Here is a 17,206-nt window from a genome sequence, read left to right on the forward strand (position 1 = left end):
GATGCAGCGCCGACTGTGCCTCAAGGCCGGTGCCCAGATTCTCTGGGTGCCCGGGTTTGATGCCTTGGCGCAATCGCGGTCCGAGCAGACGGGTGAAGTCGCTGTCTTGCTGGTCAGCAGCGACACCTCGTCGGCCTACGTTGAGGCTGCGACGTCGTTGATCCTGTCTCTGGCGCAGTCCGGCGTACCGACGTCGCGTATCCGGCAATTGCAGGCGGCCGAGTTCAAGGCCATTTCGGCGTTGCCGGGTGGCCCTCCCATCGGGCAGGTGGCGGTGGCGCTTGGGGTTGAGGCAGCCGAACTGCTGGCGACCCACAACGGCCCGGCACCCGTGATTTGTGCGCTGATTCCGCGCGGCAGTTTCCAGCGGGTGCTGCGTGTCAGTGGCCGGCGCACTTCGAGTAGATTTTCTGCCCTGTATCTGGATCAGCCGCTGGAGAGGCAGTTGGAGCTGGTGCATCTGGCTCTGCCAAAAGTGCAGCGGCTGGGCGTGCTGCTGGGTCCGGAGTCGGTCAGTAGACTGCCCGCACTGAAGGTGTTGGTGGGCGAGCATGGTTTCAGGCTTGCCAGCGCGCAGGTAGACCCGGCCAACGGGGTGTTTTCCGCGCTGGCGCAAGTGCTGGCGGACAGCGATGTTTTGCTGGCACTGGCTGACCCGGCGGTTTTCAACAACAACAGTATCCAGAACATTCTGCTGGCGGCGTTTCGGGCGCGGGTGCCGCTGGTGGGTTTCTCCCCGGCTTACACGCGCGCTGGTGCCTTGTTGTCCCTGCACACGACGCCGGTGCAGGTGGGTATACAGACGGCTGGATTGGTCCGCGATGTGCTCGCCGGTAACCCGCTGCCCACCAGTGCGCTGGAACCTGACGATTTTGAAGTCATCGTCAACCCGCATGTGGCCCGTGTGCTCGGCTTCGATCTGCAATCACAGGACCTGCGGCAGGTTCTCAAATTGGGACGGCATCGGCCATGAGGGTACTTGACATCCGGTCCCGCATGTTGCTGGTGGCCCTGTTGCCGGTGGCACTGGTCAGTACGGTGCTGGCACTGGTGTTCATGATGGCGCGGTTTGATGATTTGCAGGAGTCTTATGCATTGCGCACACGCGCGCTGGCACGGCAAGTGGCACTGGCCAGTGAATATGGCCTTTTTTCTGCCAACACGCAGCAGTTGCAGGTTCTGTTGACCGGGGTGATGCAAGAACCAGACGTGCGTTGGGTCGCGGTCTATGACCGGCAGGGGGTCAAACTGGTCAGCGCCGGTGAGGACCATGGTCACAATACCCTGGTGTTTGGTGCCACGGAGACCTTGGCGTTTGACGCGGTTAACCGCCTTGACTGGCTCGCCCAACCCATCTGGAGTGGCGGTGTGCAACTCGACGACCTTTACGAGAGTCGATCCCATTATTTTTCTCAGATGTCGGCGCAACTGGGCCAGGTGCAACTGGCGTTTTCACGCCACGCCCTGGATCGGAAAATCCGGAACATGTGGCTCCTTGGTGCCTTGATCGGCGCCCTTGGTCTGGTTTTTGGGCTGTTGCTGGCCTTGCTGCTCAGCCGTGGTGTGATTCGGCCCATTCAACGCGTGTCACATCTCATCGGACAAATCGGCAGCGGTAATTTCAGGGAGGCACAGGCCGTGCTGACCGCGCTGCCCGCTAACGACCCATTGCAAGGGCTTCAGCAGCAGTTGCGGCAGATGGCCGGCCAGCTGGCGCTGGCCCGTGAAGACCTGCAGCAGCAGGTGCAGGTTGCAACCCAGGCGTTGCGTGAGAAAAAAGACGAGGCCGAGCATGCCAATCTGGCCAAGTCGCGGTTTCTCGCCGCGGCCAGTCATGACCTGCGGCAACCCGTCCATGCACTGGGCCTGTTTGTCACCCGTCTGGCGCAGTTGCAACACGACACGGCGGGGGTTCAACTGGTTGGTCAGTTGGAGGCCTCGGTGCTGGCGATGCAAAACCTGCTGGACGGCCTGCTGGATATGTCGCGCCTTGAGGCGGGTGCCGTACCGGTGAACATGCAGCCTTTTGCGCTGACTCCCTTGCTGTCGCAACTGGCGCACGATCTGGGCGGACAGGCGGCAGAAAAAGGCTTGCGTCTTCGCATCCGTCCAACGCCTCTTTGGGTGCGCAGCGACCCCACACTGGTCTACCGGATGCTGCTGAACCTGACCGCCAACGCGGTGCGCTACACCTCACACGGCGGTGTGCTGATTTCGGCAAGGCCCTGTGACACCGGGAAGACGGTGCTTTTGCAGGTCTGGGACACCGGCATTGGCATTGCCCCTGAGCACCAGGCTCAGGTGTTTGCCGAGTTTTACCAGGTGGGCAATGCGGCGCGTGACCGCACCAAGGGTTTGGGCTTGGGCTTGAACATCGTGCGACGCACGGCAGAGCTGCTCGGTCTTGCGGCCGTGCAACTGCACTCGGTGCCGGGACGCGGCAGCCGTTTTGGTCTGTCATTGCCAAGGATTGATGCACCGGCGCGGGCGACGACCCCGATTTTGCCTGGTTTACCTGCGACTGACGGGTTGGTCGGCGCCTGCATTCTGGTGATCGAAGATGACGCCATGGTGCGCGCCGCATTGACCGCACTACTGGACGGCTGGCAGGTGACGGTGCTGGCAGCCCGCGATGAGTACCAGGCGATACAACTGCTGTCAAGCGGGCCACAACCCGGGGTCATCATCAGTGACTATCGGCTTGAAGGCGGGCAAAATGGTATTGCCGTTGTGCGAGCTTTGCGCGTGCACCTGGGTCGGTCGATTCCGGCTTGCCTGGTGAGTGGCGATACCAGCCTCGATTTGATCCAGGCGGCGCAACAGGCCGGCATGACCTTGCTGCACAAACCGGTGCGACCAGCCAAACTTCGTACGCTGCTGCGCCGACTGCTGACGCTACCCGATGTCCATCAATGAACGCCGCCCGGCACTTTGACATAGCCCCAGCGCGCGGCCTCGAGTGCAGCCTGCATCCGGGTCTTGACACCGAATCCGCGCAGGATACTTGAGACGTGATTTTTCACTGTTTCATCGGACAGGCTCAGTTGTTCGCTGATTTCCCGGTTGCTGTATCCGGCGAGTAGCAGCGCCAAGACCTCTTCCTGTCGGGGCGTAAAAACAGGAGGCAGGCTGATCGGCTGAACCTCACGGGCCGGCACCGTGCCGCCAAACTCCTGAGACTCATAAATGCCACCCGCAAGGACATGGTGCAGGGCACCCAATAGTTCGTCGCTCCGACCAGACTTGGTGATAAAGCCGGCAGCGCCATTGGCCATGACCCGACGCGCAATGCTGGGATTGGCCGAACCTGACAGGATCACCACCGGCAGTTCAGGGTGTTTCTTGCCAAACACTGCCAAAGCAGCCAGACCGTCCATGTCGGGCAGATGGTAGTCCAACAGCACCAGATCGATGTCAGGATGTTGGGATGCAAGCGCAAAGGCCTCGGTGCAGTGGGATGCCTGCAACACAAGTGTCGGGTCGTCCGGGTCAAGTCCCTGTAATACCTGACACAGGCCTTCGCGAACCAGGGCGTGATCGTCAACGACCAGAATCTTCAAGATGCGCTCCAACTGCTTTTCTACAATGCAGGTTATGTTTGTTCACTTGCGCCTACACACCGAATTTTCTGTCATTGATGGAACCACACGCATCGATGACAGCGTCAGGCTGGCTGCCGGCGATCAGCAACCCGCGTTGGCCATCACGGATTTGGGCAATCTGTTTGGTGCTATCAAGTTTTACAAAGAAGGGCGCAAGCGTGGCGTCAAGCCGATTATCGGCGCTGAAGTGTGGTTTGAAGGGTCCGTCCAGGACAGTGCACCACTTTCGCGCCTGGTGCTGTTGGTGCAAAACCACGCCGGCTACCTCAATTTGTCGGAACTATTGGCACGTGCCTGGACCCGCAGCGCCAGCAAGACGCAGGCAGTGGTCAGTCTGGCCTGGCTGCAGGAGCTCAGTGACGGGCTGATCTGCCTGTCAGGGGCACAGGCCGGCCCGGTGGGACAGGCACTGCTGCAAGGCGATGAAGAACGGGCGCTACAGACGGCCATGCAGCTCGCAGGTGTGTTTGTGCACCGCTTTTACCTTGAACTGCAACGTGCCGGGCGAGCTGACGATGACGCCTTGGTGACCCAGACGGTGCAATTGGCGCAGCGACTGGGTTTGCCGGCCGTGGCCACGCACCCGATACAGTTTGCCGCCGCCGAGGATTTTGAAGCTCATGAAGCCCGAGTCTGTATTGCCGAAGGTGAAATACTGGCCAATCCGCGGCGGGTGCGCCGTTTCACCCGCGAGCAATACTTCAAGACCACGGCCCAGATGTGCGAGTTGTTCGCCGACCTGCCCAGCGCCATCAGCAACACGATGGAGATTGCCAGACGTTGCAACCTGAGTCTGGTTCTGGGAAAACCGCAGTTGCCGGAGTTTCCGATACCCGCCGTCAATGGTGTGGTGATGGCACCCGACGCGTACTTCCGATACGCCTCGCATGAAGGCCTGAAAGAGCGCATGGCACACCTTTACCCGGATGCGGCACGACGCGCAGCCGAGATGCCACGTTATGTGGAGCGACTGGAGTTCGAGCTGGGTACCATCCTGAAAATGGGGTTTCCGGGCTACTTTCTGATAGTGGGCGACTTCATCAACTGGGCCAAAAACAACGGCTGCCCGGTCGGTCCGGGGCGCGGTTCGGGGGCGGGCAGTCTGGTCGCCTATGCGCTCAAAATCACCGACCTTGACCCGCTGCAGTACAAGCTGCTGTTTGAGCGTTTCTTGAACCCTGAGCGGGTGTCGATGCCCGACTTTGACATCGACTTCTGCCAGAGCAATCGCGACCGTGTGATTGACTATGTGAAAGACAAATACGGCAAGAATGCGGTGAGCCAGATCGCCACTTTTGGCACCATGGCGGCTCGCGCCGCCATCCGCGACGTGGGCCGGGTGCTGGACATGAGTTACACCTTTTGCGACGGCATCAGCAAGCTCATCCCCAACAAGCCGGGCGTGGCCGTGACCCTGCAACTGCCGCCGCCGGGCCACAAAAAGGATGACAAACTGGTTTATGCCAGCGAGGCCGAGCCGATTCTGGCCGAGCGTGAGGCCAAAGAAGAAGACGTGCGCACCTTGCTGGAGCTGGCACGCAAGCTCGAGGGCATGACGCGCAACATCGGCATGCACGCCGGCGGCGTGCTGATCGCGCCGGGCAAGCTCACCGACTTTTGTCCGCTCTACCAGCAGCCCGGCAGCGATTCGGCGGTGAGCCAGTACGACAAAAACGACGTGGAGGCGGTGGGCCTGGTCAAGTTTGACTTCTTGGGGCTGGCTACCCTCACGATTCTGGAGATTGCGCGCGAGTTCATTGTCAAACGCCACCCGGGACAAGAGAAATTTGCCTTTGAGAACCTGCCTCTGGACGACAAGGCCACCTACAAGTTGTTTCAGGAGGGCAAGACCGAGGCGGTGTTCCAGTTCGAATCCCGTGGCATGCAGGGCATGTTGCGTGACGCCAAACCGACACGCCTGGAAGACCTGATCGCCCTGAACGCGTTGTACCGGCCGGGTCCGATGGACCTGATCCCGAGTTTTGTGGCTCGCAAGCATGGGCGTGAGGAGGTGATTTACCCGCACCCGCTGGTCGCGGAGATGCTCTCCGAGACCTACGGCATCATGGTCTACCAGGAGCAGGTGATGCAGACTGCCCAGATTCTGGGTGGCTACAGCCTGGGTGGTGCCGACATGCTGCGCCGTGCCATGGGTAAGAAAGACGCTGACGAAATGGCGCGACATCGCCAGATATTTCGTGACGGTGCAGCCAAGAACGCCATCGATCAGGCCAAGGCTGACGAAATCTTTGATTTGATGGAGAAGTTTGCCGGTTATGGTTTCAACAAGAGCCACGCCGCCGCCTATTCTTTGCTGGCCTACCACACGGCCTGGCTCAAGGTGCACTACACCGCTGAGTTCTTCTGCGCCAATATGACGGTGGAAATGGATGACACCGACAAACTCAAGGTTTTGCTGGAAGACGCCATCAGGATGGGCATCCGCTTTGAGCCGCCTGACGTCAATCGTGGCGTGAGCCGTTTTGAGCCGGTGTCAGACCAGGTGATCCGTTATGGACTGAGCGCTGTCAAGGGCAGTGGCGAGCAGGCGATCGAGGCCATTGTGGCTGCGCGCGATGGCAAGGGCGTTGGCCCGTTGGGTGACATGAAAGGGCCATTCAAGAGTGTGTTTGATTTTTGTGCCCGGGTGGATCGCAGTCGTATCAACAAACGCACGGTTGAAGCCCTGATCAAGGCTGGCGCGTTTGACTGCCTGAGCCGCCATCGCGCCAGTATGTTGGCCAGTGTGGATCTGGCGTTTGACTTTGGTGCAGCCGCTTTGGCCAATGCCAACCAGTGCAGTCTGTTCGATTTGGGCGATGACAGTCACGGCTCAAGTACCCGTGAGCCCGATCTGGTGTCCGCCACCCCCTGGGGTGTGAAAGAGACGCTGACCTACGAAAAGACAGCGCTGGGTTTTTACCTGTCGGGCCATCTGTTTGATGAGGTGGCACCCGAAGTGCGCCGCTTTGCCAAGCGCGAAATCGGCGATCTGCTCGACACCCGCGAGCCGCAACTGCTGGCGGGGATCGTGACGGACTTTCGGGTGATCAATGGCCAGCGTGGCAAGCTTGCCCTGTTCAAACTGGACGACAAGTCCGGGCTGATCGATGCCCGCGCCGAAGAGTCGCTGATTAACGCCCACAAGGGTTTGTTCAAAGACGATGAACTGATCATCGTGATGGGCAAGGTGCAACCCGACCGGTTCTCGGGCGGTCTGCAATTGACGGTGCAGCAGGTGTGGAGCCTGGAGGCGGCCCGCTGCCGCTTTGGCAAACATTTGCAGGTGCGTCTGGCGCCATCGCAGCGCTTGCCGGATGTGGCGCGCTTGCTCAAGGACTTTCCGGCACAGCGCGAGACCACCGAGCAAGGTGAACTATGGCATGGTCTGGGCGTGCGACTGAAGTTGCACTGTGTGGGTGTGGATGGTGCCGCCAGTGCCGAGATGCAACTCGATGAACGCGCCCGCTTTTACCCCAGCGATGCAGCGCTCGCCAGCTGGTGGGCTCAGGCGGCACCTGGCTCCACCGAAATCATTTATGAATGAAATTTGCCTCTAGCGCTTATGCAGTATGCTTTTCTAGCTACAAAAAATAGCTAGTCTTTGGGTCTGAAACTGATTTCCAGCAGTGGCGGCACGCGGCCATCGATGTCGCGCGGCAATACTTCGGTTTTGTCGATGGCTTGCAGAACGGCCTCGTCCCAGGCGGCAACCCCGCTGGATTGAAGCAGCTTGCGCCCCACGATGGTGCCGTCGGGCGAGGTGCGCACTTCCACTTCGGCAGTCGGATTGCCAGCAATGTCTCGGGTAAACACGATGTTGGGTTTGATGCGGGCACGGATCCGGCCCGCGTAACTGGCCGACGGACCCGAGGACCGTTGTGCCGTGCCGTTGGCCTCGGCAGCACCCGTGGCACCGGCCATGCCGGCCATGCGCGCCAGATTCCTGCTGCGTTGTTCCTCCAGCTGTCTGGCTGCCTTGTCGGCTTCCTTTTTGTCCTGGGCTTCCTTGAGTTTCAGCTGCGCCTGACGGCGCTTGGTCTCCTGTAGTTTCTCTTCCCGCTGCTGCTCCAGCCGCTGCTTTTCGAGCTGGGCTTGCTCCAGTTTTTTCTGCCGTTCTTTCTCGCGCGCCAGGGCAATGTCGACCTTGGCGGAGGGGGGCAGTGGCTCCGGTTCGACGTCAGGAGGTGCCGGTTTGGGTACGATGGGCTCGGGTTCGACTGGCTGTAATGTTTCGATCGGTGGTGGGGGCGCAGCCTCAATGGGCAGAGACGACCACAACTCGGCTTCAAAACTGGCCACTTGCGCCTGGTGTTTCCATTGAACCCCCCACGTCAGGGCGGCCAGCAAAAAGGCATGCGCCAGCACCGCCAGTGCCAGAGCGCGCAACAGCCCCGGGGTGGCCGGAGGCGCAAATTCGTGGCGGTGGGCGACTGCTTGCATGACGGGCCGTCAAGGTGCCAGCTGAACCGACAAACCCACCCGATGGATGCCGCCACGTTGCAGTGTGTCCATCACCCGCACCACCGCCTCGTACTTGACAGTCTTGTCAGCACTGATCACCACGGCCGTGTTGGGGACAGCCGACTGCTCGCGCCGGATCGCCGCTGCCAGTTGCTTCAGGGTGGCCGGGCTTGTGCTGTCTTTGAGCTTGATCTGCAATATCTCGTCCTTGCCGATGATGATTTGCACCACCTGGTCAGGCTGCTTGGCCGCTTTGCCAACACTGGGCAGATCGATCACACTGGGCGCTATCAGCGGGGCGGTCACCATGAAAATGATGAGTAACACCAACATGACATCAATGAATGGCACCATGTTGATCTCGTTGATGGTGCGGCGACCCCGTCCACGGTGAGCGACTGATGGCATGCTGGTGTGTCCGTTAAGCGAAGGGGTATTAACGCGTAGTCGCTGCAGCGGCAGGTGCGGCCGCAACCTGTTGAGCACCCACATTGCGCTGCAGGATGTTGGAGAACTCCTCCATAAAAGTCTCCAGCCGGATGGCAATGCGGTCGATATCGCGCGCGAAGCGGTTATAGGCCACCACGGCAGGAATGGCGGCAAACAGGCCGATGGCCGTCGCCACCAGGGCCTCGGCAATACCGGGTGCCACGGTGGCCAGAGTGACCTGTGTCAGCGCGGCCAGCCCGGTGAAGGCGTGCATGATGCCCCAGACGGTACCAAACAGGCCCACATAGGGGGAGACCGAACCCACCGACGCGAGGAAGCTGAGGTGGGTCTCCACCACGTCCATCTCGCGCTGAAAACTGGCGCGCATGGCGCGGCGTGCACCGTCCATCAGGGTGCCGGGATCGGCGATGCGGCGTTCACGCAGTTTCTGGAATTCGCGCATACCGCTGGCAAAAATGCGCTCCATGGGTCCGGCTGCGCGGGCGTTTTTGGTGGCGGCCAGGAACAGGTCGTTCAGGCTGGCACCCGACCAGAACTCGCGCTCAAAGGCATCGTTGAGTGACTTCACTTTGCCCAGCGAGAACAGTTTGCGGAAAATGGCAGCCCAACTGGCGATCGAGATACTGATCAGCAACAGCATCACCAGTTGCACCACAATGCTGGCGTTGAGCACCAAGTGCAGGATGGAGAGTTCTTGATTCATGACAGGGTTTGGAGGATTTCTGGGGGGATTCTGGCAGGTTTGCCATCGGCGTTGACCCAACCGGCGCGAATGCTGGCTTCGCACAGGAGGACAAGGGCATCACCCTGCTTGCGCAACGCCTGTTGCCGGATTGTCATTGACGCACGCCCGGCTTCGAGCAGCGAAGTTGTAACCAATAGTTCATCGTCGAGATGCGCACTTTTCAGGTATTTGACCGCCGCCTGGCTGACGACAAACATCCCACCGGTTTTTTCACGCAGGCTTTGTTGCGCAATACCCAGGGCGCGCAGCCATTCGGTACGGGAGCGCTCGAAAAACTTCAGATAGTTGGCGTAATAGACGATGCCACCGGCATCGGTATCTTCCCAGTACACCCGCACCGGCCAATTGAACGTGCCGCCAAGCATCATGCCAGCAGGTGGCGCAGACGACGGACGGCTTCCACCAGCTGCGGCATCGCGCTGGCGGTGGAAAAGCGGATGAACCGGCCGCTGTCGGCCTGACCAAAATCTCGCCCGGGCGTTACCGCGACATGGGCGCGTTGCATGATTTCGAAAGCCAGTTCCCAGCTGCCCTGAACGCCCAGCCTGTCACAGGCAGCGCTGCAATCGGCCCAGGCGTAGAAAGCGCCATCCGGCATCATTGGTACGTTCAGGCCCAGACTGTTGAGGGCTGGCACAAAGTAATCACGACGCGCTTTGAACTCAGCGCGTCGACGTTCGTACTCGGTCAGGCTGGCACTCTCAAAACAGGCCAGTGCCGCGTACTGGGCGATGGTGCTCGGGCAAATGAACAGATTCTGTGCCAGGCGCTCAACCACCGGCACCAGTGCTTCGGGCAGCACCAGCCAGCCCAGGCGCCAACCGGTCATGTTGAAGTACTTGCTGAAGCTGTTGATGCTAATGATTTGCGGGTCCAGTGACAAGGCGCTGTGTTCGTACGCCGCGTCATGGCTAAGACCCAGATAAATCTCGTCGATCAGCGTGATGCCGCCGCGTTGACTCACCACGGCATGGATGTCGCGCAGCTCCGCGGGGGCAATCGACGTCCCGGTCGGATTGGACGGCGAGGCCAGCAACACCCCGCGGGTCTGCGCTGACCAGTGCTGCCGGACTTTATCGGCACTGAGCTGAAACCGCTCGGCAGGCGTGGTGGGAATGAGCACCGCCGTGGCATCGGCTGCCGACACAAAATGCCGGTTGCAGGGGTAGCTGGGGTCGGGCATCAGCACCTCATCTCCCACCTCCAGCAAGGCCAGACAGGCCAATTGCAACGCGGCCGACGCACCTGCGGTCACCACAATACGCCCAGGTGCAACATCAAGTCCAAAGCGCGATTGGTACCAGTGGCTGATGCGCTCGCGCAGTTCGGGCAGGCCGGTCGCCGCTGTGTACTGGGTGCGACCATCCCGGATGGCGCGCTCGGCGGCCTCCCGTACCAGCGGCGGCGCGGTGAAATCGGGTTCTCCGATATTGAGCAGGATCATCGGTGCGTCGGTATCCGCCAGTTGGCCTGACAGGGCATGGGCAGCCTTGGCGATTTCCATCACATAAAACGGCTCGATGCGCTGCGCGCGCTGCGAAACTCTCATGACCGGTGTGACCAAGGGTCAGTTGCGGGTGCCGGGGGGGCGGTCGGCATTGACTTCTGCCGGGCGCAACTGTAGTGCCAACGCGTTGAGCACGGCATTCACGTACTTGTGCCCGTCGGTGCCGCCAAATTCTTTGGCAAGTTCAATGCATTCATTGAGTACAACGCGCCAGGGCACATCCAGGCAATGTTGCAGCTCATATACACCGATCCACATGACGGCATGTTCAACCGGCGAAATTTCTGTCAGCGGGCGGTCGAGCACAGGCGTGATGCTGGCGTCCAGGGCGCTGGCTTGAGCCGCACAACCATGCAACAAGGCATCGAAGTGAATCGTATCTGCCTTGGCAAAGCCGGCGAGATCACGCGTGAAAAGATCCACCTCAGTGGCCGGATTCTTGCCAACCATCAGTTGGTAGAGTGCCTGCAAAGCAAATTCGCGGCTGCGCGAACGCGGTGACTTGCTGGCCGCCTTGCGTGCGCCGGTGCTGGTCAGGCCTTTGCGCGACTGGCGGGGTGGCCGTTTGGTGGCGCTCGGGGAGGCCGGGTGGCTGGGCTCGTTCATGCAAGGTCTTTCAGCAAATTGGCCATTTCGACCGCCACACGTGCCGCGTCGCGACCTTTGTCGGTCTGTCTGGCAAGGGCCTGTTCCAGATTTTCAGTGGTCAGAATGGCATTGGCAACCGGTATCTGATAGTCCAGCGCCACGCGACTGACACCCGCACCTGATTCGTTGGCCACCAACTCAAAGTGGTAGGTTTCGCCACGGATGATGCAGCCCAAAGCGATTAGGGCGTCAAACTCCAGCTTCTCGGCCAACGCCATCAGGGCCACCGGGACCTCGAGTGCGCCGGGCACCTGCACCAGCCGGATCTGTTTGGCGGGCACGCCCAGTGCCAGCAGCTCATCCTGGCAAGCCTGTGCCAGCGTATTGGTAATGTCCGCATTGAAGCGGGCCTGCACAATGCCGATGGAGAGTTTCTTGCCATTCAGGCGGGGGTCGGTGGCATCGGGGGTGCCTTGGTCTGCGATCAGCATGGCGATGGGTAGTGGGTTAAAGACAGGTTGTAGGGCAGCTTGACAAACAGGCGTTCAGGGCGCGAGATAACCGACGATCTCCAGGCCGTAACCGGTCATGCTGGGCATGCGTCGTGGTGTGCCCAGCAACAACATTTTGTGCACGCCGACACTGCGAAGGATTTGTGCGCCGATGCCATAGTTGCGCAGGTCGAGTCGCTCGCGCTGGGGGCCGTGGCTGGCCATGGCGGTCCCGCCAAACTGCGCCAACAGTTGTGCACCGGTTTCGCCACAATTGAGGAACACGACCACACCTTTGCCTTCAGCCGCCACCCGCGCCAGACTGGCGTCCAGACTCCACGAGTGCATGGTGCGGCCCACTTCGAGGGCATCCAACACCGACAAGGGCTCATGCACCCGCGCCAGAACGGCTTCATCCTCACCCCAACTGCCTTTGACCAGTGCCAGATGGACACCTTGTGCGGTTTTGTCCTTGAATGCATGGGCGGTGAATTCGCCGGCTGCTGTGCGCAGGGGGCGGCTGCCCACGTGTTCCACCAGCGACTCAACCCGGCTACGGTGATGGATCAGATCTGCAATGGTGCCGATTTTGAGACCATGCTCGCCAGCAAAAACCTGCAAGTCGGGCAGCCGCGCCATGGTGCCGTCGTCTTTCATGATCTCGCAAATCATGGCGGCTGGCAGACAGCCGGCCATCGCCGCCAGGTCACAGCCCGCCTCGGTGTGTCCGGCGCGCATCAGAACGCCGCCTTCGACTGCCTGTAACGGGAACACATGGCCGGGCTGAACCAGGTCCTCGGCTCTGGCATTCTTGGCGACGGCAGCCTGAATGGTACGAGCCCGATCCGCAGCCGAAATACCGGTGGTGACCCCTTCGGCTGCCTCAATCGAGACCGTGAATGCGGTGCCTTTCTTGTCGCCATTACGCGCCGTCATGGGGGGCAATTGCAAACGTTCACAACGCTCTTGCGTCAGTGTCAGGCAAATCAGTCCACGGCCAAATCTGGCCATGAAGTTGACCGCCTCGGCGCTGACGTGTTCGGCGGCCATGACCAGGTCACCTTCGTTTTCACGGTCCTCTTCGTCGACCAGAATCACCATGCGCCCGGCGCGCATGTCAGCCACAATGTCTTCAACAGGTGAAATCGCCACGGGATGGAAGTTTGTCATACGGATCGGAAATGAAAAGGGAGTGAAATGTGATTCAGAACTGGCGGGACTGGGGGCCAAGGGTGCCGAGCATCCGTTCGACATAACGCGCGATCAGGTCAATCTCAAGGTTGACACGACGGCCGACCTGCAGTTGACCCAAAGCGGTGTTTTGCACGGTGTGGGGAATCAGGTTGATGCAGACCAAACACCCGTCGGTCTCATCCGTAACCTGGTTGACCGTCAAACTGACACCGTTGATGGTGATCGACCCTTTGTAGGCCAGGTACTTGCCCAGCATCGCGGGCGTGCGTACGGCGAGCGTCCAGCTCTCGCCAGACTGCTCAAATCGTCTGACCTCGCCGATGCCGTCCACGTGACCTGAAACCAGGTGGCCACCAAGCCGGTCGTGGGCACGCAGCGCTTTTTCCAGGTTGACGGTGCCAGGCGTATCGAGCCCGGTGGTTTTGTCGAGCGATTCGGCCGATATGTCAACGGTGAACGACGCTTGTTGCGGGTCCAGGGTGGTGGCGGTCATGCAGGCGCCATTGAGGGCAATGCTGTCGCCCGGGGCCACGTCATCCAGATAGTTCGGTGGGCAGGCAATGGTCAGGCGCTTGCCGTGAGTGGCGCTGTCGCCCAGCGACTGGACGCTTGTGATCTGGCCAAGGCCAGTGATGATTCCTGTAAACATCCGGCTATTTTCGCAGGGAAACTGCTGCCAGGACGCGAAGGCGCAGTCAGGTCGTCAAAAAGCGGTCTCGCCCTGTCACCCGCGCCACCACGCGCAGGTCCGGCCCGACCCGTTCAGCGGACAAGAAGTCAAGGTTCAAGGCCTGGGAGAGTTGGGTCAGCGGACCCAAGCTGGCCATGTCCGCCCCCTGACCGATCAGTTTGGGCGCCAGGTAAAGCAGAAGCTCATCGACCAGTCCAGCCTGGATCAGGGCACCATTCAGGGTCTGGCCGGCCTCGACGTGTAACTCATTGATCTCGTGCCGGCCCAAGTCCACCAGCAAGGCGGCCAGGTCCACCCGGCCTTCACCGTTGGGCCAGTGCAGCAAACTGGCCCCATGCGCCCCAAGTGGCTGTGACTTTTGATCATTGATGCCGGATGCGCATATCCATAAAGGTCTTTTAGCTATAAAACATTTAGCATTGACCGGCGTTCTCAGATCACTGTCGACAATGACCAGACCAGGCTGGCGCTGCGTGGGAACCAGTCGGACGTCCAGCAGGGGGTCGTCCGCTAGTAACGTGCCGATGCCGGTGAGCAGCGCGCAGGCACGGGCACGCCAGGCATGCCCGTCGGCACGCGCTTCGGCGGAAGTGATCCATTGGCTGAGGCCATTGGGCAGGGCGGTTTTACCGTCCAGAGAGGCCGCGACCTTCATGCGGACCCAGGGGGTCTTGCGGATCATGCGACTGAAGAAACCAATGTTGAGCTCGCGTGTCTGCACCGCCAGCGGGTCGTCGGGCTCCAGCACCTGGACATCGATGCCAGCGGCGCGCAGCCGAGCAAAGCCCTGACCCGCGACCTGAGGATTGGGGTCGGCATGGGTTGCCACCACACGGGCAATGCCGGCCTGAACCAGCGCATCACAGCAGGGACCGGTTCGTCCGTGGTGGCAACAGGGCTCCAGCGTCACGTAGGCGGTGGCATCGGTGACCGACCGGCCCTGTGATTGCGCGTCGCGCAATGCCATGATTTCGGCATGGGGGCCACCCGCGCGCTGCGTGTGACCCTGGCCCAAGCGATGACCCTGCGCGTCGGTGATCACGCAACCCACGCGCGGGTTTGGGGAAGTGAGGTTGAGACTTTGCTGCGCCAGGCGCAAGGCTTGTGACAGTGGGCTCATGCTGACGGCTGGTACACGACAAATGGTTGACTTGGCATGACGAATGGTAGCCACAAATCGACCCGGTTATGCTGAAATGAGCGCACTCCCAATCCGATTTCCCATGTACCCTGCTGATCGTCCCTCTCGCTTTGCCGCTCGCCGACGCGCACGGGGCGCCGGATTTACCCTGATCGAACTGATGGTGACGGTTGCGGTCCTGGGTGTTCTGCTGTCGGTAGCGGTGCCGTCCTTCATGGACTTTATGGCGTCGAGCCGGGGTGCATCCATCAGTTCGGCCTTCGTGGTGGACATGACCCGAGCCCGCTCGGAAGCGATCAGTGCCAACACCTGCGTCAAGATCTGCCAAAGCGACAATGCCGCGAGCGGCATGACGGCCACCTGCGCCGGCAGTGGCGACGACTGGCAACGCGGCTGGATCGTGTTCCGCGTGCCCAACTGCAACACCGCCATCACCGATCCGGTGGACACCGATGTGGTGTCTGCCCATCTCGGGGATTACGCCGATTTCGAGTTTCTCACCCCCTCAGGTACGGTGCGGCGGTTTTTTGTCTTTGATCCGCGCGGCGTGCTGATCGCCAATGGCAACGCTAACCTCACTTTGAGCCATCTGCCCGATGGCATCAGCAGTAAACATACCCGCACCATTTGTGTCAGTTTTGCCGGGCGGGTGACTGTGCGCGAATACGGAGGGAGCACCGGATGTACCAGCTAAGTGCCAGTTCGCGAATCAGGGGCAGCGTGATCCGCAGCGGTGTGCCGCCGCGGCGGATGGATCAACGTGGCGTCACGCTGATCGAGGTCCTGGTGTCCATTCTGGTGCTGTCGGTTGGATTGCTGGGCATGATGGGCCTGCAGGCTGCCGCACTGCGATACGAACAGGGCGCTTGGGCAAGGACGGCGGTTTCTTCATCGGTCGCAGATTTTTCTGACGGCATCCGGATGTTGCCAACGGTGACACCTGCGACGATCGAGTCCGTTCGCACCTATAGCGCTGAACTGGCGGCGACCGAGGACGCCTCTTATTTTGTACCCGATGTGGACTGTGATTTGCAGGTGTGTACAGCCGACCAGCTGGCCGCCTTTGCCCGGACGTTCTGGCGGCGCAACATCCACAACAGTTTTCCGGCAGGGGTTGGCTTTGTTCAGCAGACAGGTGTGCCAGGGCGCAGCTTGGCGTACGCGCTGACGGTCGCCTGGGCCGACAAGTCGCTGGTGGATACAGCCGGCGCGCCGACCACCGCACCCGTATGTGCCGGCAATGAACAGCTTGCGGCCGCCAGAAATTGCTGTCCAGCAGAGATTGAGGCGCCCGCCGGGGTGCGTTGTACCCGTGTGGTGGTGCTGCCATGAAGTTGCGTCGCCAATTCGGTGTGACCTTGGTCGAGTTGCTGGTGTCGATGGCAATCGGCCTGGTGATTGCATTGGCGTCCACCATGGCGTACCTTGCAGTACGAAGTACCGCCAATGCGACCGACGCCATGTCCCGCATGAACGAAGATGGCAAGCTGGCGCTGGACATGTTGTCGCGCGAAATCCAGATGGCGGGTTTCTATCCGGCGGCTATCACCAGCGCCGTGACGCCGAATTTGCGCGGTGTTTATACCAACATCAAGAACGCTGCGGCTCCGGCCTACAACCAGGGTATTTTTGGTTGCAGCGGTGGCAAGTTTCTGCCCGCCACGGCGGTGTGCGAGGCCACGGTGCCCGATGCACCCGACAGCATTGTGCTGAATTACTTTTCCGCGTCGGCGGTGACGGATCTCGGCACCGGCAACATCTCAGTCAGTCGCGACTGCATCAACGGCAACCTCAACCAGGACCCGGTCAATGCAGGTTTGCCGGCGGGCCAGCCGATGTTCGTTTCGAGCCGTTTTGCCATCAACAGCACCAGTTACTCCCAGGCCAGCGCAGGTGGCGGGGGGAATGCAGCGTCCAAAACCATTACCACCGGCAGTCTTTCCTGCAACGGCAATGGCATCAATCCGGATGGCAATACCTACCAGCCGATCTTTGAGGGTGTATCGCAAATGCTCATTCGTTATGCCGTTCACGATGGTGTTCTGGGTGAAACGCCACGCCGTTTTTACACCGCCACCGAGGTGAATGCGCTGCCGGTCGTCAACGACCTCAACCCGTGGCAACGGGTGTCGGCAGTGCGCGTATGTTTGTTGATGGAGTCTTTGACCGGTGGTCGCAACGACTCGGCAGCCGGAGTCAGCAAGACCTATGTGGACTGTGAGGGTGATTTGATCACCCAGCCGGCGTCAGACCGCAGACTGCTCAAGGCCTTGACCCGTGTCGTGGCAGTGCGCAACCAGCTGACCGGAGTGCAATGATGGGCAAGTGTCTAC

General features: G+C 60.7%; 17 protein-coding genes. 6 read left to right on the forward strand and 11 right to left on the reverse strand.

Annotated features, from left to right (window positions below; genetic code table 11):
* Position 1: 1 nt before the first annotated feature.
* Positions 2-973 carry an ABC transporter substrate binding protein gene (locus KBF66_RS05275; protein ID WP_296653421.1) on the forward strand — a complete coding sequence of 324 codons (972 nt, stop codon included), beginning with the start codon at positions 2-4 and terminating at the stop codon, positions 971-973.
* Positions 970-2,916 (forward strand): ATP-binding protein, encoded by a 1,947-nt coding sequence (locus tag KBF66_RS05280; RefSeq protein ID WP_296653426.1) that lies wholly within the window; start codon positions 970-972, stop codon positions 2,914-2,916. Before KBF66_RS05275 ends, KBF66_RS05280 begins: the two co-directional genes overlap by 4 nt.
* On the opposite strand, the gene KBF66_RS05285 is transcribed toward KBF66_RS05280, so the two are convergent.
* Positions 2,910-3,560 carry a response regulator transcription factor gene (locus KBF66_RS05285; protein ID WP_296653428.1) on the reverse strand — a complete coding sequence of 217 codons (651 nt, stop codon included), beginning with the start codon at positions 3,558-3,560 and terminating at the stop codon, positions 2,910-2,912. The genes KBF66_RS05280 and KBF66_RS05285 overlap by 7 nt on opposite strands.
* Before the next feature lie 34 nt (positions 3,561-3,594).
* Here KBF66_RS05285 and dnaE point away from each other — a divergent pair, with 34 nt between their 5' ends.
* Positions 3,595-7,149: a DNA polymerase III subunit alpha gene (dnaE, locus tag KBF66_RS05290; RefSeq protein ID WP_296653434.1), complete on the forward strand. Its 3,555-nt coding sequence runs from the start codon at positions 3,595-3,597 to the stop codon at positions 7,147-7,149.
* Between the two features lie 50 nt (positions 7,150-7,199).
* Here the strand turns inward: dnaE and KBF66_RS05295 are convergent, their stop codons facing one another.
* From KBF66_RS05295 to ribD, 10 genes are read right to left on the reverse strand one after another with little or no spacing between them, the layout of a single operon-like run.
* A complete protein-coding gene (locus KBF66_RS05295) occupies positions 7,200-8,045 on the reverse strand; it encodes a cell envelope integrity protein TolA (protein ID WP_296653438.1) in 846 nt (281 codons plus the stop codon).
* Positions 8,046-8,054: 9 nt separating this feature from the next.
* On the reverse strand, positions 8,055-8,474 hold the full coding sequence (locus KBF66_RS05300) for an ExbD/TolR family protein (protein ID WP_296653440.1): 420 nt from the start codon (positions 8,472-8,474) through the stop codon (positions 8,055-8,057).
* 28 nt (positions 8,475-8,502) lie between these two features.
* Positions 8,503-9,219: a protein TolQ gene (gene tolQ, locus KBF66_RS05305; protein WP_296653442.1), complete on the reverse strand. Its 717-nt coding sequence runs from the start codon at positions 9,217-9,219 to the stop codon at positions 8,503-8,505.
* Entirely contained in the window at positions 9,216-9,629 is a 414-nt protein-coding gene (gene ybgC / locus KBF66_RS05310) for a tol-pal system-associated acyl-CoA thioesterase (protein ID WP_296653444.1), read from the reverse strand. The genes tolQ and ybgC overlap by 4 nt, the downstream gene beginning before the upstream one ends.
* The gene (locus KBF66_RS05315; RefSeq protein WP_296653447.1) at positions 9,626-10,810 is read right to left on the reverse strand and encodes a pyridoxal phosphate-dependent aminotransferase; all 1,185 of its coding nucleotides are present in this window, start codon (positions 10,808-10,810) and stop codon (positions 9,626-9,628) included. The genes ybgC and KBF66_RS05315 overlap by 4 nt, the downstream gene beginning before the upstream one ends.
* Positions 10,811-10,828: 18 nt before the next feature.
* The gene (nusB, locus tag KBF66_RS05320; RefSeq protein ID WP_296653450.1) at positions 10,829-11,374 is read right to left on the reverse strand and encodes a transcription antitermination factor NusB; all 546 of its coding nucleotides are present in this window, start codon (positions 11,372-11,374) and stop codon (positions 10,829-10,831) included.
* Positions 11,371-11,847: a 6,7-dimethyl-8-ribityllumazine synthase gene (gene ribH, locus KBF66_RS05325; protein ID WP_296653453.1), complete on the reverse strand. Its 477-nt coding sequence runs from the start codon at positions 11,845-11,847 to the stop codon at positions 11,371-11,373. The genes nusB and ribH overlap by 4 nt, the downstream gene beginning before the upstream one ends.
* Positions 11,848-11,901: 54 nt before the next feature.
* A complete protein-coding gene (gene ribBA / locus KBF66_RS05330; RefSeq protein WP_296653456.1) occupies positions 11,902-13,017 on the reverse strand; it encodes a bifunctional 3,4-dihydroxy-2-butanone-4-phosphate synthase/GTP cyclohydrolase II in 1,116 nt (371 codons plus the stop codon).
* 34 nt (positions 13,018-13,051) lie between these two features.
* Positions 13,052-13,690 carry a riboflavin synthase gene (locus KBF66_RS05335; protein WP_296653459.1) on the reverse strand — a complete coding sequence of 213 codons (639 nt, stop codon included), beginning with the start codon at positions 13,688-13,690 and terminating at the stop codon, positions 13,052-13,054.
* A gap of 46 nt (positions 13,691-13,736) precedes the next feature.
* Entirely contained in the window at positions 13,737-14,852 is a 1,116-nt protein-coding gene (ribD, locus tag KBF66_RS05340) for a bifunctional diaminohydroxyphosphoribosylaminopyrimidine deaminase/5-amino-6-(5-phosphoribosylamino)uracil reductase RibD (RefSeq protein WP_296653462.1), read from the reverse strand.
* A gap of 76 nt (positions 14,853-14,928) precedes the next feature.
* On the opposite strand from ribD, the gene KBF66_RS05345 reads away from it, so the two are divergent.
* The 3 genes from KBF66_RS05345 to KBF66_RS05355 are packed head-to-tail and all read left to right on the forward strand — an operon-like array spanning position 14,929 to position 17,191.
* Positions 14,929-15,567 (forward strand): GspH/FimT family pseudopilin, encoded by a 639-nt coding sequence (locus KBF66_RS05345; protein WP_296653464.1) that lies wholly within the window; start codon positions 14,929-14,931, stop codon positions 15,565-15,567.
* Positions 15,555-16,205, forward strand: a complete 651-nt coding sequence (gene pilV / locus KBF66_RS05350) for a type IV pilus modification protein PilV (RefSeq protein ID WP_296653467.1) — start codon at positions 15,555-15,557, stop codon at positions 16,203-16,205. The genes KBF66_RS05345 and pilV overlap by 13 nt, the downstream gene beginning before the upstream one ends.
* A complete protein-coding gene (locus KBF66_RS05355) occupies positions 16,202-17,191 on the forward strand; it encodes a PilW family protein (RefSeq protein ID WP_296653470.1) in 990 nt (329 codons plus the stop codon). The genes pilV and KBF66_RS05355 overlap by 4 nt, the downstream gene beginning before the upstream one ends.
* The last annotated feature ends 15 nt before the right edge of the window (positions 17,192-17,206 follow it).

The organism is Rhodoferax sp., from assembly GCF_018063565.1.
Taxonomy (GTDB): domain Bacteria; phylum Pseudomonadota; class Gammaproteobacteria; order Burkholderiales; family Burkholderiaceae_C; genus Rhodoferax.

Bases quoted from the DNA above. Each gene is read 5' to 3' on its own strand.
- KBF66_RS05275 (WP_296653421.1), top strand. From the start codon at position 2: ATGCAGCGCCGACTGTGCCTCAAGGCCGGTGCCCAGATTCTCTGGGTG.
- KBF66_RS05280 (WP_296653426.1), top strand. From the start codon at position 970: ATGAGGGTACTTGACATCCGGTCCCGCATGTTGCTGGTGGCCCTGTTG.
- dnaE (WP_296653434.1), top strand. From the start codon at position 3,595: ATGTTTGTTCACTTGCGCCTACACACCGAATTTTCTGTCATTGATGGA.
- KBF66_RS05295 (WP_296653438.1), bottom strand. From the start codon at position 8,045: ATGCAAGCAGTCGCCCACCGCCACGAATTTGCGCCTCCGGCCACCCCG.
- KBF66_RS05300 (WP_296653440.1), bottom strand. From the start codon at position 8,474: ATGCCATCAGTCGCTCACCGTGGACGGGGTCGCCGCACCATCAACGAG.
- tolQ (WP_296653442.1), bottom strand. From the start codon at position 9,219: ATGAATCAAGAACTCTCCATCCTGCACTTGGTGCTCAACGCCAGCATT.
- ybgC (WP_296653444.1), bottom strand. From the start codon at position 9,629: ATGATGCTTGGCGGCACGTTCAATTGGCCGGTGCGGGTGTACTGGGAA.
- KBF66_RS05315 (WP_296653447.1), bottom strand. From the start codon at position 10,810: ATGAGAGTTTCGCAGCGCGCGCAGCGCATCGAGCCGTTTTATGTGATG.
- nusB (WP_296653450.1), bottom strand. From the start codon at position 11,374: ATGAACGAGCCCAGCCACCCGGCCTCCCCGAGCGCCACCAAACGGCCA.
- ribH (WP_296653453.1), bottom strand. From the start codon at position 11,847: ATGCTGATCGCAGACCAAGGCACCCCCGATGCCACCGACCCCCGCCTG.
- ribBA (WP_296653456.1), bottom strand. From the start codon at position 13,017: ATGACAAACTTCCATCCCGTGGCGATTTCACCTGTTGAAGACATTGTG.
- KBF66_RS05335 (WP_296653459.1), bottom strand. From the start codon at position 13,690: ATGTTTACAGGAATCATCACTGGCCTTGGCCAGATCACAAGCGTCCAG.
- ribD (WP_296653462.1), bottom strand. From the start codon at position 14,852: ATGAGCCCACTGTCACAAGCCTTGCGCCTGGCGCAGCAAAGTCTCAAC.
- KBF66_RS05345 (WP_296653464.1), top strand. From the start codon at position 14,929: ATGAGCGCACTCCCAATCCGATTTCCCATGTACCCTGCTGATCGTCCC.
- pilV (WP_296653467.1), top strand. From the start codon at position 15,555: ATGTACCAGCTAAGTGCCAGTTCGCGAATCAGGGGCAGCGTGATCCGC.
- KBF66_RS05355 (WP_296653470.1), top strand. From the start codon at position 16,202: ATGAAGTTGCGTCGCCAATTCGGTGTGACCTTGGTCGAGTTGCTGGTG.